11 protein-coding genes are annotated in these 14,014 nt (G+C 63.1%); 6 read left to right on the top strand and 5 right to left on the bottom strand.

Annotated elements, in window-relative coordinates; translation table 11 throughout:
- Window positions 1-316: 316 nt before the first annotated feature.
- On the bottom strand, window positions 317-589 hold the full coding sequence (locus tag BMZ17_RS07770; protein WP_093137844.1) for a metal/formaldehyde-sensitive transcriptional repressor: 273 nt from the start codon (window positions 587-589) through the stop codon (window positions 317-319).
- Between the two features lie 64 nt (window positions 590-653).
- Here BMZ17_RS07770 and dmeF point away from each other — a divergent pair, with 64 nt between their 5' ends.
- Together dmeF and BMZ17_RS07760 are read left to right on the top strand one after the other, a co-directional pair.
- Entirely contained in the window at window positions 654-1,631 is a 978-nt protein-coding gene (dmeF, locus tag BMZ17_RS07765) for a CDF family Co(II)/Ni(II) efflux transporter DmeF (RefSeq protein WP_093137841.1), read from the top strand.
- Between the two features lie 48 nt (window positions 1,632-1,679).
- Entirely contained in the window at window positions 1,680-2,033 is a 354-nt protein-coding gene (locus BMZ17_RS07760; protein WP_093138107.1) for a DUF3147 family protein, read from the top strand.
- Window positions 2,034-2,483: 450 nt separating this feature from the next.
- Here the strand turns inward: BMZ17_RS07760 and BMZ17_RS07755 are convergent, their stop codons facing one another.
- Window positions 2,484-4,325 (bottom strand): hypothetical protein, encoded by a 1,842-nt coding sequence (locus BMZ17_RS07755; RefSeq protein WP_139202827.1) that lies wholly within the window; start codon window positions 4,323-4,325, stop codon window positions 2,484-2,486.
- A gap of 238 nt (window positions 4,326-4,563) precedes the next feature.
- On the bottom strand, window positions 4,564-4,884 hold the full coding sequence (locus BMZ17_RS07750) for an H-NS family nucleoid-associated regulatory protein (protein ID WP_254775214.1): 321 nt from the start codon (window positions 4,882-4,884) through the stop codon (window positions 4,564-4,566).
- A 258-nt stretch (window positions 4,885-5,142) separates the two neighbouring features.
- Here BMZ17_RS07750 and BMZ17_RS07745 point away from each other — a divergent pair, with 258 nt between their 5' ends.
- The 4 genes from BMZ17_RS07745 to BMZ17_RS07730 are packed head-to-tail and all read left to right on the top strand — an operon-like array spanning window position 5,143 to window position 11,839.
- Complete coding sequence (locus BMZ17_RS07745; RefSeq protein WP_093137834.1) at window positions 5,143-6,585, top strand: Wadjet anti-phage system protein JetA family protein; 1,443 nt, start codon at window positions 5,143-5,145, stop codon at window positions 6,583-6,585.
- On the top strand, window positions 6,582-7,217 hold the full coding sequence (locus BMZ17_RS07740) for a DUF4194 domain-containing protein (RefSeq protein ID WP_093137832.1): 636 nt from the start codon (window positions 6,582-6,584) through the stop codon (window positions 7,215-7,217). Before BMZ17_RS07745 ends, BMZ17_RS07740 begins: the two co-directional genes overlap by 4 nt.
- Window positions 7,204-10,638: an SbcC/MukB-like Walker B domain-containing protein gene (locus BMZ17_RS07735; protein WP_093137829.1), complete on the top strand. Its 3,435-nt coding sequence runs from the start codon at window positions 7,204-7,206 to the stop codon at window positions 10,636-10,638. The genes BMZ17_RS07740 and BMZ17_RS07735 overlap by 14 nt, the downstream gene beginning before the upstream one ends.
- A complete protein-coding gene (locus BMZ17_RS07730; protein ID WP_093137827.1) occupies window positions 10,631-11,839 on the top strand; it encodes a Wadjet anti-phage system protein JetD domain-containing protein in 1,209 nt (402 codons plus the stop codon). Before BMZ17_RS07735 ends, BMZ17_RS07730 begins: the two co-directional genes overlap by 8 nt.
- A 184-nt stretch (window positions 11,840-12,023) precedes the next feature.
- On the opposite strand, the gene BMZ17_RS07725 is transcribed toward BMZ17_RS07730, so the two are convergent.
- Entirely contained in the window at window positions 12,024-12,305 is a 282-nt protein-coding gene (locus tag BMZ17_RS07725) for a helix-turn-helix transcriptional regulator (RefSeq protein ID WP_093137825.1), read from the bottom strand.
- The gene (locus BMZ17_RS07720; RefSeq protein ID WP_093137823.1) at window positions 12,292-13,584 is read right to left on the bottom strand and encodes a type II toxin-antitoxin system HipA family toxin; all 1,293 of its coding nucleotides are present in this window, start codon (window positions 13,582-13,584) and stop codon (window positions 12,292-12,294) included. Before BMZ17_RS07720 ends, BMZ17_RS07725 begins: the two co-directional genes overlap by 14 nt.
- Window positions 13,585-14,014: the final 430 nt, after the last annotated feature.

Below are 14,014 nucleotides of genomic sequence, written 5' to 3'. Positions count from 1 at the left end.
AAGGCGTCTTCAACGGGCGTCTTCTTCTTTACTGCCTGAGGACAATTTAGTGTGAGGCAGGTTGGTCGCTTCTGGCCGATAGCTGCCGTCATCGGCTTGAAGATTTCTCAAGCTTGGCTGTACGTCTGTTGCGGTCGGCGAAAATTGCGTGGCGTTTGTGGTCAGTGTATTTGCGCCAGTTTTTATTCTCTTCGGCTGTTCGTAAACAGCCGACGCAAAGTTTGTTTTTCGGTTGGACTGGCGGACCTCGGTGCATGATGATTTGACTGCCAATGTGTCCTCTTCTCAGCCCGGCGTCTTGATTGGCCGTCTTTGCTTACTTCAGGTAGCTCTTCAGGATCGCCGTGACATCCTCGACGGCTGCTTCTCGGTCCTTCAACTGATCGCGCTCCGCCACGTGGTGCTTCAGGTGGTCGGCCAGCAGCTCGACCATCAATCCCTGTGAGGCGCCACGGACCGCAGCAACCTGAGTCAGGAGCGCAGCGCAGTCCACGTCTTTATCCAGCGCCTTTTCAAGCGCTTCGACCTGGCCTCTGAGCCGGCGCACACGCGCGAGCAATTTGGATTTGTCTTTGTTGAGATGAGCCAAGGCATACCTCCCGGGGGTAGTTAAGGTACCATGGGGGGGTATCTTATCTTCAGGGTCCCACCAAGTGTCGATTTCAACGACGGCTGTTCAGCGAAGCCACTCCCATGCCTTTGGTAGTGGCAATCCATTGGCGGAACGCAGCACCCGGCGCGCTGTGGTCCTGACGGCCATCATGATGGTGGTCGAGATCATTGGCGGCTGGATGCTCAACTCCATGGCGTTGCTGGCTGACGGCTGGCACATGAGCTCGCATGCGCTTGCGCTCGGGCTTGCCTTGTTTGCCTACGCATTCGCAAGGCGCCACGCGGCCAATGACCGGTTTGCCTTTGGCACATGGAAGGTCGAGGTCCTCGGCGGTTACACCAGTGCAATCCTTCTGCTTGGTGTCGCCGCACTAATGGCTTTCCAATCGGTCGAGCGCCTTTTTACGCCTAAGCCGATCCAGTACCAGGAAGCCATCCTGATCGCGGTCATTGGCCTGATCGTCAACCTAGTGTGCGCCTGGTGGCTGAAGGACTCGCATGGTCATGATCACGGCCACGGCCACGGCCACGGCCACGGCCACGGTCATGGCGATCACCACGACCACGGCACTCACGGACACAAGGATCTCAATCTGCGTGCTGCCTATCTGCATGTAGTGGCTGACGCGGCTACTTCGGTGCTGGCCATCGTGGCGCTGATCGTGGGCATGGTCTGGGGCGCTACGTGGATGGACCCAGCCATGGGCATCGTCGGAGCGGTGCTGGTGACCGTGTGGGCTTGGGGACTGCTGCGCAGCACCGGCAAGGTGTTACTTGATGCAGAGATGGATGCACCGGTCGTGGCCGAGGTTCGGGAGGTCATCGAAGAGCTGCCCTACGAGGCGGCCATCAGTGACCTGCACGTCTGGCGGGTGGGCGGCGACAAATACGCCTGTGTACTGAGCCTAGTCGCAGACGCGCCGGTTAGCGCCGATGATGTGCGCACAGCGCTAGGGATCCATGAGGAGCTGGTCCATATCACCGTGGAAATCCATCAGCCCCAGCATGCAGTCGTGTGATTGCAACGGTACCGTAGCGTGCCTGCTCGGATGACCAAGGGACATGCCATGATGTGGATTACGACCAAGTATGCGATCACCGCGCTGGTGGTTGTTGCGGTATCAGAGTTCGCCAAACGGAGCGACCGCCTAGGTGGCTTGGTAGCGGCATTGCCCCTGGTCACCTTGTTGTCCCTGGTTTGGCTGTATGCCGAGAAGCAGCCTGAGGCGAAGATCGCCAACCACGCCTGGTACACCTTCTGGTACGTGGTTCCGACCCTGCCGATGTTCCTGGTGTTTCCGTGGCTGCTGCCGCGATTGGGCTTCTGGGTGACGCTGCTGTCGAGCGCGGGGCTCTCGGTGGCGTGCTTCGTCCTGTTTGCCTTGGTCGTGAAGAATTTCGGAATCCAGCTTCTCCCCTAGGTCGATCATGTCCAGCGCTCGTGGCTGCTCTTGGCCGGTAGCAGTCGTCATGCTGTCTTCGCAGCGTCCACTCGGTAGCGTGCTTTTCTTACATCATTTGATTTCCTTGGCGCGAACTACAAGAGCCCATGCGGCAGGACCTACCGGTGGACGTTGCTCAACACTTGCGCAATGGCCATGAGGAATCGCCGGGTGCATGGCTCGTATTTGCCCGAAATGGGGCCAATGGTCGCGACATCGAATCCGCAAACTTTTGGCTTAGAGCAGCCTCGCTCGAGAAAGCCGGGGTCCCCGCATAGCCCCAAACCAGCCGGCCGGCTTCAGGGTCCACCCCGCCCTCAGCTGCCTCAACAGAAAAGGCCTGCTGTGCAACCGCTACGGTGCTGCAGCTTCGCCAGTTTCAACTCCAGTCCAACAAGGAACGGCGTGTCTCGCCTGGTCTGATCGACCTCAGGTCAGATCAGAAGCGCCTGCGGCGTTGAGGTCGTGCAGTCGATCCAGCGTATCGCCTGGAACCCAAAGCTCATGACGCGCCCGGCTCATGCCCAGGTACGAGGCATGCACGGGCAAGAATCCACGCTGCCGTGAGGCGTCCTCGTAGCAGCAAGGCGATAGGGCAACGGTGTCGAACTCCAGGTTTTTGGAGTGGTCAATCAGCCCCAAGGTCAGCTCGGCATGCGCCGATTGCTGGGTATAGGTCGCCAGCTCCGTGAAGTTGGCCGCGGTGAATCCGCGTTCGAACAACCTCACGATCGATTGCAGTCCCTGTCGGTTGAACTTGCGCACCAGCTCATCCAGGGTGCTGCAGCCGTTGACCTGCAGGCCATGCCAGCTCTCCAGGCTCTCAAACAGGATCGAAGCGTTGCGTACCGACTTTTCCAGAGCCTGCCTGCTGGCCGTAAGCATCCCGATCGGTGCCTGGGCCGCCTTGAGGCGCAGGGCAGCTTCGAGCATGGCCCACTCGTTGCCATACAGGCGCAGGCCTCGATCGGGCATCACGCGTGGGCTGTCGTAGGCGCGCAGGCGCGTGATGTGATCACGTGCAGAGCGAAACTCGCCCATTTGGCGGTCGGGGACCAGGCCCAGCGTCTGCTCGATCATGCGGTCAGCGCCCAGGCCTATCCTTAGCGAAGTCAGCATCGCGGTGCTCTGGAAGCGCTCGGGCCGACTGAAATAGCCCTGCAGCTTCTGGTGCGGATCGCCCATCAGGATGCAGCCGGACTGGTAGCTTCCAAGCAGGCTGATCCAGCTCGGCGGAAGGTCATGGGCCTCGTCGACCAGAAGCGTCCCGTAGCTTGTAGAAGGACAGGCGCCTTGCAACACCAGCCACTTGGCCACCTGTGCGTGCCAGATGTCGAAAATGCGCCCGGCCCGTGGAGGCTTTGCGAACATCGCGTCCCACAGCCGGTAGGCGGCAGCGATGTAGTAGGGGATTTCCAGCGGTTCGCGCACGCGCGAGCGCAGGAAATGGCGCGTTCCGAGCGCGGTGTCATCGGTGTAGCACCAAGAGCGGATCGCGGCGTAGAGGCGTCGCATCACCTCTTCAGGCCGGGTGTTACCGATCGAGCCGATACCCGCGAGTTGGGCCTGTTCGGACAGGCTCAGCTCGGAGACGCCAATGCTGGGAACGTAATTCATCCCAGCATCGCGGGCGTAGCCTCGTAGCAGTCGCCACGCCAGGCCGTTGAGGGTGAAGGCCTGACCTGGTTCACTTTTGCCGGCTGCGCGTTCGTAGCCGTGGATCTGCGCCTGGCTCGGGGCGACGTAGGTGAAGCCTCCGGGCAGGTGCTCCTGGAGCATGCGCACCAGATAGGTCTTGCCGGTGCCCGCATAGGCCTCCACCGCGATCCGTTCCTGCGATGCAGAGGCGGCGATGCTGGCGACCACCGCCTGCTCGCGCGTGCCCTCCAGCCTGGCGGGCTGGCCGGATCTGGTTCCCGGGGACGGCTGCTCCTGCTCATCGTCATCGATCGCGGCGGCCGGCTGATGGAAGGCAATGTCGTAGGTGTCCAGCAACGCAGCGCATTCGTCCTGGAACTGGTAGGAGTAGCCGCCATCGCTGGCGAGCCACTTGCGCTGGTCGATGAGGTGCCTGGGCGCGGTGCTGATCGAGTCGGCCAGAAGGCCATCCAGGAAGGTGGCCAGATCCATTGGATGGCCGTCGAGCATCTGCAGCAGCTGCGCGTGTCCTGCCTCTGCCTGGCTCTCAAACAGCGGATAGGCCTGTTGCACCAAACGCTCAAGCTCGGCTGGGTTCCTGCGCTGGCCGAAGTGGGTCAGGGCGGCAAACATCGCCGCGGCCTCGATCGGCTCCTGGAACGGGCTGCGCCCCTCCAGGAAGGACTTGCTGCTTTCAGGGGACAGGGGAAGGTGGAACAGAGAACTCATCGAGGCGCTTGGTCTGGTGCTCAGGCGAGGGATGTTCGAGCCTGTTGCTGCGCATCCATTCTAGAAGACGGCGACGCCACCGGCCGCGTTGGCTGCCCGTCGCGCTGCCTGTTCCCTCCTCGCGCCTGGCAACTGCCAAGGCTTACTGCGGAAATCTGGGAAAGCGCTCGTTTGGATGATTCTTCTTCCACTCGGTATGGGCCACGGTTCCTTCCCATGCGGCAAACGCCTTCGGAGGCCGGCCGATTCCTGACCAGGTTTCTCCACTGAACGGCAGCCAGTAACGCGGCGGCGCATCCTTCTTCTCTGTTCGCGGCACCTGGGATGGCCTTGCGACACCGGCCAGTCGCCGGATCTTGTCCTGCTGCCTGGCGTCGAATGAGGAAAAGTGGCCCTCAAGCAGGCTCAGAACCCGGCGGTGCGCCTCTGCGATGACGGCCTTCAAAACGGCCTGGTCATCCATGCCGGAGCGTGCGATCTGCTGATCGATCGTGGGCCTGCCGATTCCAGTGGAGCCGGGCGCTGCGGATTTGGGTGGCATGGACGAGCAGGGATGAAGGTTGGCTATGGTCCCTCAGTCTCCGCACAAGCGCCCGGGGTCTGCAAGCTTCGCCGATCCGATGGCGCAGCCCCTCCCGCACCAAAACAGGGCGACGCGCACCCGGGACTTTGAGAAGATGTGCGCCTTCGATCGTGTGCAGCCCGAACAGGGAGGGGCGGCTTGACCACAGCAGGAACTTCGCTTTCGCTCTTCAAGCTGGTCCCTGGCGAGCTTTTCCGTCCCCTGGCCTCCCCGAACCGTGAGCACCACTGGCTGTTGCTATGCCGGCTGTTCGACGAGTTCTTCGGTCCTGATGCGCCCATGCCGCCTAGCGTGGGCTTGCCGCGCCGCGAAATCACCGCGGCGATCGAACGCTATCTGCTGACTGACGACCCCTGGGAAACCGAGGAAGGCGACATCCCCGATGCGCCATTGCCTGCGCGTGCCCAGACCCTGTACGAGCGCTTCCGCAGCGCCGGCTGGTTGCGTCAGGAGCGGGTGGGCGCGCGCGAGATGGTGTCCATGCCTCCGCTGGTGGCCCAGTTCCTTTCGACCCTGATCGATTTCAGTGAGCACGGACCGACCTTCGTCTCGGCCAAGGTCCGTTCCATCGAGCTGCAGCTGCAGCAGGTGGTCGAGGGCAGGGCAGGGGCCGATGCGCTGGATGAAGCGGCCGACCAGGCGCGCAAGCTGCTGGTTTCGCTCTCGTCCATGAGCCTGCAGGTGCGTGACCTGATGCCCGAGCTCAGCAAGGCCGAGAGTACTGCACAGTTCGCCCGGCAGTGGTTCGAGCGCTATGTGGGGCAGTTCTTCATCGGCGATTACGCCGACCTGCACCGAGCCGATCATCCGCTAGCGCGACGCAGCTCGATCCTGGCCATGGTTCAGCAGATCGAGTCGACCGACCTGCGTGACCGGCTGCAGTCCTGGTACGGCGAGCACCTGGGCGGCCATGATCCTGAGCGAGCCAGCCATCGCCTACAGCGCAGCCTTCGGCGCCTGCACGAGCTGGACCGGATCGGCGAGTACCTGGGGCGCCTGGACGATGACATCCGCCAGGCCAACCGCCGCGCCCTGGCCTTCATCGATTACCGCCTTCGCGCCCCGGACAAGCTCGATGTCCTGCTGCAGCGCGCCTGTCGTGGCGCGCTCAACGCGCCGGAAGAGGCGCTGCGCATGCCGGTCGGCCCGGGCGGCCTGATGGGCGCCGAGCGCCTGCGCGCCCCGCGCCAGAAACCCCAGACGATCGCCCGAAGCGCCAATTCCAGCCAGCAACCCACCGCCGAACAGCTCGCTCGCCTGAGCCTGCTCAGGCGGATCAAGCGTGCCCGCCTGGTCACACCCGAAGACATGGCCCGCTATGTCGGACGCCACCTGGAGCAGCAGGCGAGCGTCGACTCGTCAGTCCTGAGCATCGATTCGATCGAGGATTTCCGGGCCTACCAGACCCTGCTGACCCTAGCGCTGCGCAGCCATCGCCAGGGCGGATTGCGCCGCGAAGACCCCTTGGGCCGGCTGCTGCGCGGGTTCCGCGTCGAGCTGGTCGCAGATGCCGGCCCCCTGGATACGCCACATCTGAGCGCCTCGCGCTTTGTCATTCACCGGATTCAAAAAGCCGCATGAAACGCAGTTGGAACACCTTGAGCCAGGCCTCGAACGGGATGTACACCGTCCAGGACTTCGAGCGCGCGGCCTATCGCCTGGTCACCGAGCAGGTCCTTTACGCCAGCGATCGCAGCTCGCGCGTGGCCTACCACCTGATCGAAGCGCATCTGGAAGACTTCAAGTCCGCACTCGAGCCGCTGGGCATCGTGCTGGAGCGCAACGCGCACTATCGCTACGTGGTGGCTTTGCCCCAGCACGGTGAAGGCGCGCCGGTCTCGCTGGAAGAAACCATCCTGCTGCTGATCCTGCGCCATCGCTACGATCAGGCCATGCGCCAGGGCCAGATCGAGGACCTGGGCGAGGTCGTGGTCGACCTGCCCGAGCTGCAGGAGGCCTACCCGGCCTTTTCGGGGCGGCAGATGCCCGAGGTGGGCGCGCTGCGCCTGCTGGCACGTGCGCTCAAGCGCTGGGGCGTGTGCCGGCTGGTGGAGACCGAGGGCGACGATCCGCAGCCCTTCCACTTGCTGGTGCGCCCGGCAATCGTGGAAGTGGTGGGCGAGCAGTGGCTGCAACGTCTGGACCAGCACAACCACGACGAACAGGGCCAGGACAGCCAGGAACTGACGGAGGACGACGATGCAACTGCTTGAGCGCGTCCACCTGGTCCAGTTTTTCCTGTTCGAGGCCCAGACCCTTCAGCTGGATGCGACCAGCGCCATCATCGCGCCCAACGGCGCCGGCAAGAGCGCGCTGCTCGACGCCTTGCAGATCGTGCTGCTGGGCGCCGACCGCAGCCGGATCCGCTTCAATGCCCAGGCCGGCGGCAGCAGCCGCGCGCGTTCGATCCGCGACTACTGCCTTGGCGTGTATCGCAGCGGCGACGATGGCCGCAAGCGACGTACCGCCACGACCTACATCAGCCTGGTGTTCCGCGACCAGGAGACGGGCGAGCCGCTGACGGCCGGCATCGCGCTGGGCGCCTCGGTCGATGAGCCCGACCATCGCGTCCACGGTCTATATCTGCTGCCAGGCGTTGCCTTGGAGCTGGATGACCATCTGGAGCGCGCCGGCGGCAAGGTACTGCCGCTGGCCTGGAATGCGTTCCGCGAACTGGGCAACAAGCTGTGCAAGCAGGCGCAGACCAAGCAGGAGCTGCACACCACCAGCGAGCGCTTCCTCAAGGACCTGCTGCTGCGCCTGCGTGCCTCGCCGACCCTGCATCCGGACCTGGGCGCCTATCGCAAGGCGTTCTCCAACGCACTGAACCTGCAGAAGCACGAGGACATCGACCTGTTCGTGCGTACCCTGGTGGCCGAAGACCGGCCCACCGAGATCGCGCGCTTCCGGGCTTTGCTGGAGACCTTCCGCCAGATCAAGGACAAGATCGAGCAGGTCAGCCAGCGGATCGAGGTCGCCGAGAAGGTCGAGGAGCAGTACGGCAAGATCGCCGCCCAGGCCGAACGCGCGGCCTCGAGCAGGGCACTGGAAGCCGAGTACCGGCGCGATCTGCTCGGCGAACAGGTCGAGCAGGCCGACCAGGATCTGATCAGGGCTGGCGAGCAACTCTCCACGGCTGGACGGGCCTTGCAGGAAGCCCGCTCGGGACGCAGCAGCGCACGCCAGGCCTATGAGCAGGCCCAACAGCGGTTGCAGGGCACGCACGGATTTGCCGACCAGGCCGCGTTCGACGCGATCGTCGGCCGTGACCGTGATCAGCTGGTCCAGCGCAAGAAGGATCTGGTGCGCCAGATCGCCTATGTGCGTGACCAGCTGCAGGCGGTAGACAAGCTCAAACTGGACAGCGTGCAGCCACAGGCATTGGCGCAGGCGTTGGCCCCCTGGCAGCAGTGGCTGGATGAGCTGACCGCGCTTGCCGGTGATTCGGATATCCCGATCTCGCCCGATACGCTCCATGACCAGGCAAGAACCGCGCTGAAGCAGAGCGCGCCGATCCTGGCCGCGGTGTCCCAGCACGCGCGCTCGCGCCACGCCGCCTGGGAAGAGGCCAGCGCCCGCCGCGACAGCGCCAAACGCAACCAGGCACGCGTGAGCGCAGGCCAGTCCGAACTGCGCCCGGACGTGTCTCGCCTGATGAGCTACCTCCAGGATGAGGGCATCGTGGTTCGCCCGGTCTGCGATCTGGTGCGCATCTCCGATGTTTCCTGGCAGCCGGCCATCGAGGCTTACCTTCGAAGCCATGTCGAGGCGCTATTGGTTCCGGCCGAGCATGAGGAGCGCGCCACCCGGCTGGTGCGCTCGCTACAGGGCGGGCGTGCGGTCTACGGGGTGAAGCTGGCACTGAGCACCCATGCGCGCGCCGGCAGGGGCGAGCATCCAGCGGTCGATGCAGTGGCCAGCCTGATCGTGGGCGACAACGCCGAGGCGGTCGCCTACCTGCGTCGACAGCTGGGTGAGCTGCGCCAGGTCGAGAGCGACCAGGACGTGGTGCGCACGCGCCAGGGACTGACCCGGGATGGCCTGGTCGCCAAGGGCGGCGGGATCGAGCGCCGGCGGCTGCCAGCGGCGTCCGAGCTGAAGATCGGTGCCACCGACAGCCGCGAACGGCTGCGCAGCCTGCGCGATGAGCTGGAAACGGCCGAGCAGGATGTGCGCCGGCTTGAGCCTGCCTATCGCCAGGCCGAGGCGCTGCAACAGGCGCTGTCGCGGTTTGCCGATGCCGACGAAGTCGCGCTGTCCATCCACGACGGGCTGCTGCAGCACAAGGAGGCTGAAGCGCGTTATCGCAATACCCGGGACAACCAGGCAGCCCAGCTGGATCCGGATCTGGTCAGGCTGTCCGAGCAGGTGCGCGAGCTGCAGGAGCAGGCAGGGCAGTTCGATCAGCAGATCGAGCAGCTGGCCGGCAATGAAGCCGTGGCACAGCGCCAGCGTGACGCCGCAGAACGCATCCTGGAAGGACTGCGCTCGCAGGAAGAGCAGTACTCTAAGAACGCGGTGGCCGCGTTCAACGATCCGGACGTGAACCCTAATCGGGTCGAGCGCCAGCGCGAGGAGCTCGACGAAAAGCTTCCATCGCTGGAGGAGCGGGTCAAACGCTGCGAAGAGCGAGCCCGCGATGCGGATCGCCAGCTGGCCTCACTGGTGCCAGCGGCCTGGAGCGAGCTGGCCCAGTACGCCAAGGACCATGGCGCGATGCTGGAGTTCGCAGCCGACGCCTGGCGTCCGGCGCAAGGTTTCCTGAAGAAGGAGCTGGACCACCTGCGTGGCACCGAGCTGGCCCAGTACAGGGAGCAGGCGGCCGAGGCCTATGGGACGGCGGTTGAGACCTTCCGCACCAATGTCGCCTCGACCCTGTACGACAACTTCTCCAAGCTCAAGCACCAGATAAACACGCTCAACCGGACCCTGCGCGCCAGTCCAGCGTTCTCCAACAACGAGCGCTACCAGTTCCATTACGAGGTCATCCCCGAGTATCAGGACCTGTATCGCTTCATCCAGCGCGCCGCCGACCTCAATGGCGAGGACGGCCTGTTCGGTACGGCCGGCGAAGTGCCTGCAGCGTTTCGCGAACTGATCGAGGACAGCACCCAGGCCAAGACCGCGGCGTCGCCGCTGGACGATTACCGCCGCTTCTTCAAGTTCGAGGTGCAGATCAAGCAGGAGGATCGCGTCATCGGCACCTTGAGCGAGCGTATGCGCTCAGGTTCGGGTGGCGAGCATCGCGCACCGCTCTATGTCATCGCAGGAGCTGCCCTGGCGGCGGCCTATGGCAAGAGCGATGCCCATCCCGGCGGCATGGGCCTGATCCTGCTGGATGAGTTCGGCGACAAGATCGATGCCCAGAACGCACGCGCGACCACCAACTACCTGCGTTCGCTAGGGCTGCAGCTGATCCTGGCGGCGCCGGACACCGCGCAGGGCACACTCAGCGGCGTCATGGACAGCTATATCGAGCTGTTCCGCGACGGCGACCTGCTCCAGGTCGAGCGTATCGAGGTCAAGGCTGCGGCCCGCGAGCTGCTACTCAGCGATCAGTTCGACCTACACCCTGAGCTGCTGGCGGCCGAAACCGCGCGCATCAACGCCGAGCGCGGTGCCGGGCATGAGTGAGGCCCGCATTACGCTGGAGAAGCTCCTGCGGCGCGGCGAGAACGCACGCCTCCGGGGCTCCAGCGAGGATGTCTCCCTGTCCATGACCAGCCAGGCGCATGCCGCAGAGTACATCCAGCTGCGTGCCCTGGAAGCGATCGAGCGCTACCACGCCCAGATCACCCTGGCAGAGCGCGATGCGGCGGTCAGCGTGCAGCGCGATCGCCTGGCAGGGGATGGCTCCCGGCTTGTGCGGATCACGGTGGCCAACCTGGAACGGCTGGCCCTGCACCTAGGGATCCAGCTGACAGGCGAGAAGGCCGTGGCGGCGGCGCTGATCCTGGCGCCGTGGGCAAACCGGTTTCCGATCACCCAGGAAATCCTGGAGATCTGGCAGCAGGGGCGCAAGGTGCGCAGCTTTGGCAGCGAAGCTGCGGCTGACCTGGCCGATGCCGCAAGTTTCGTCGCCATGCGGACCAAGGACACCGGTGCTGAAGCTGTCCTGCGCCGCGAAAGCGCCAGACACTTCGGCGACAGCAAGCGCCTGGAGAAACTGCCCCACTGGCTGGATGTGCTGGTGTCAGGCCAGCTCAATGCCAGCGGACTCACCAAGGAGGAAATCTGGTCGGCCATCGGCGTGCGGCGTGAGCCGCAGCCCTTGCTGATCGCCGGGTCCGGCTTCGTGCAGATCTCAGGCAATCCAGCGCCGCTGCCGTTGATCGCGCCTTACCTCGGTGTGCCGCCGCAAGCCATTGCAGGGTTCTCGCTTGAGGCCAGGTATGTGCTGACCATCGAGAATCTGGCGACGTTCCACGATGCGCTTAGCGTGCTGGCAGGTTCCGGCGGCGTGGTCTTGTACACCGGGGGGATGCCTTCGCCGGCGTGGCGCCTGGCGTACACCAAGCTGCTCAGCAGCCTGTCGACCAAGGTACCCGTGTTCCACTGGGGCGACATCGACCAGGGCGGGTTTCGAATCGCCGCGGTGGTCGCTGAGGCGGCAATCTCTACAGGACGGAAATGCCATCCATGGCTGATGTCGCCTTGCGATGTTCCCGAAGAACTCAAAAAGACCGCCTGCAAAGTTGCATCCGGGGTCCTGTCCTCCATGAAACTGTCGGCAGAGCGGGCAGGGTGGCATGCCGTTTCCGCTCAACTCACTGACGAACCGTTCTCGCTGGAGCAGGAGGCTCTGGACCCTGAGGTTCCGCTCCTGGCTTCATGATCGAGACCAGCTATGTGTGAGACATAGGCGGCCTGGCTCTTCACTTCGCAGCACCTAGATCTACCGCACGAGAGTCCGCCGACAACTCGCGACTGCCTCATGACTGATGAAGATATTTTCCTGATCCGGAATGCAGATTCAGTGGCTTAGCGATTACGCAGTGCAGTATCGCCAAAGAGTTTGGCTAAATCGCTGACTTAGCAGGCATCTTTACAAAGCCCACAGACAGCCCGAAGATCTTTCCCAAAGACTGGAGCGTGGCAAGGGTGGGATTACCCTTGCCACGTTCAATCTGCTTGAGCGTCAATTCAGCAATCCCAAGCTTCTTGGCAAATTCAACCTGCGTCATGCCGGTCACATTGCGCATGCGCCTGACTGCCTCAGGGATATCCAGGCGGCCTGCCTCAATGTCCTCTGACAAAGCGTCGCGAAGCTGGCGAAAGCTTTCCGCATCACGAATTGGCATGGCCCGTCATCCTCTGGATCTGGCTGATCTGTTGTTCTGCATGACGCCTGCAGCGCTCTACGATTTCGGAATCGGCATCCATCGACATCAGGTGATCGATCACGCCTGGCAACTGCTCTTCACCAAAGCGCCGTAGCTCCCTGGCGGCAATTCCCTTGACTGCCTCTGGCAGATCCAGCTGTCCGAAGATGACATCCCAGTCGGCGGTGACCGTATTGGCACCGATCTTCCAGTTGCTGCTGCGTACCACAATCTCCGGATCCCGATACATGGGGCTCAGGTCGTAGATCGGTGTCAGTTGAATGGTTCCGTCTTCAAGTCGCTGCACCGAGGTGTTGCGAAGGTGATTGTCGGTGTTGCCGAGCACTTGATTGAGCACATCGCGGCACAGGAAATCGGTCACCGTGACCGCAGGGTCAGTGGCGACCTGGGCCAGACGCTGCGTCAGCTCAAACAGCGATGCACCCGTACCGAATCCCGTCTGACCGCAAAGGGCAGACAAAGTTTCCTGATGCAGCCGCACGACCTTGCCCTCACGTACCTGCCTGTCGAATCGGCTCAGCAGCAGCATGCCCTCCCGGAACTCGACATCTACAATCGTTCGCAGGCCACAGGCCGCTGCGGCTTGCAGGTAGATCGCCTCGTGTCGCAGGATCGATAGATCCAACGCACTTCTCCCGCGCGGGTACTTCAGCATCCAATGGGACACAGCGCGCTCGTCGCTCAAAGCGGCATCGGCGTAGTAAAGCCCATCCTCGTCCCGGGATAGCAGGAACTTCGGGGCCACACCCTGTACCCCCGGTGTGCCGGCGGTGAGCATGTTGTACAGCGCCAGTTGTTCGCGGAAGGCTTCTGGCTGCGCGAAGATGTTGTCTCTATCGAACCCTGCGACCACTGCACCCTCGGTCTGCTCTTCGTAGAAGCGGACAGCCTTGCTCAGCCTCAGCCGGCCGATGGGTGCGTAAGCACCGTGCGCAGCCAGAATAAGGTCGTTTAAAGGATCTGCAGGCGAGATGGCCAGTGCCTCGGCGACATACTTCCGCCCCTCACCCTGAGGGACCAGATCCCAGAGGAAAGCCAGCGGCGTTATTTCGCCAATCAGATTGCTACGGCGAAGCTGAGCGTCAGGCTCAACGCAAATGCTGACTGGTCCGGTGTTGGCCGCGGTCTCGAATACGAAGAGGGGGTCGTGGTCGAAGAAGACAAGCCGATCCCGAACCGTCACCGTGCCGGCGCGGTGCCAGATCCCATTCGCGTGCAGTTCGAGATAGCTTTCCATGGCACGAAGATAAGATACTTAAATATCCCATTCAAGCTCCCCTGACTGGCTTGAAGGGATACTTAAATATCCCATTTAAGCTCAATCTGGTTTTTCGAAGGATAGTTAAATATCTCATTAGTGTATTACACGGCTGCGTTGCCCAGACATTTCCGCAAGCGTTGGCTTTACGCGGCGCTTGTTGTCCCTGTGCTTGTTGTCCCTGTGATCGCACTCGGCCTCGCGTCCAGGCGAAATGCGGCTCTGCTGCCATCTGAGTTCGGCAAGTATCCCGGTGATGCCCTCTAGGCACCGATGTTTTTCCTGATCTTCGGCGCGCTTTTCCGATGATGGTCTACGGGCTGGCTGGCGATGCTTGCCCTCGGGTTCTCGTTTGCGATTGAGTTCTTTCAGCTCTATCAGCTGCCATAGCTCATGGACGTACGCCGCA

Source organism: Pseudoxanthomonas sp. GM95 (assembly GCF_900109775.1).
In the GTDB taxonomy this organism is placed as follows: Bacteria; Pseudomonadota; Gammaproteobacteria; order Xanthomonadales; family Xanthomonadaceae; genus Pseudoxanthomonas_A.
The sequence above is the reverse complement of the archived record's forward strand: the minus strand, read 5'-3'. Positions and strand labels throughout refer to the sequence as shown.

What these genes read in the sequence shown, in the direction of transcription:
- BMZ17_RS07730 (WP_093137827.1), top strand. Translation starts at nt 10,631, where the DNA reads ATGAGTGAGGCCCGCATTACGCTGGAGAAGCTCCTGCGGCGCGGCGAG.
- BMZ17_RS07735 (WP_093137829.1), top strand. Translation starts at nt 7,204, where the DNA reads ATGCAACTGCTTGAGCGCGTCCACCTGGTCCAGTTTTTCCTGTTCGAG.
- BMZ17_RS07720 (WP_093137823.1), bottom strand. Translation starts at nt 13,584, where the DNA reads ATGGAAAGCTATCTCGAACTGCACGCGAATGGGATCTGGCACCGCGCC.
- BMZ17_RS07760 (WP_093138107.1), top strand. Translation starts at nt 1,680, where the DNA reads ATGATGTGGATTACGACCAAGTATGCGATCACCGCGCTGGTGGTTGTT.
- BMZ17_RS07725 (WP_093137825.1), bottom strand. Translation starts at nt 12,305, where the DNA reads ATGCCAATTCGTGATGCGGAAAGCTTTCGCCAGCTTCGCGACGCTTTG.
- BMZ17_RS07750 (WP_254775214.1), bottom strand. Translation starts at nt 4,884, where the DNA reads ATGGATGACCAGGCCGTTTTGAAGGCCGTCATCGCAGAGGCGCACCGC.
- BMZ17_RS07755 (WP_139202827.1), bottom strand. Translation starts at nt 4,325, where the DNA reads ATGTTTGCCGCCCTGACCCACTTCGGCCAGCGCAGGAACCCAGCCGAG.
- BMZ17_RS07740 (WP_093137832.1), top strand. Translation starts at nt 6,582, where the DNA reads ATGAAACGCAGTTGGAACACCTTGAGCCAGGCCTCGAACGGGATGTAC.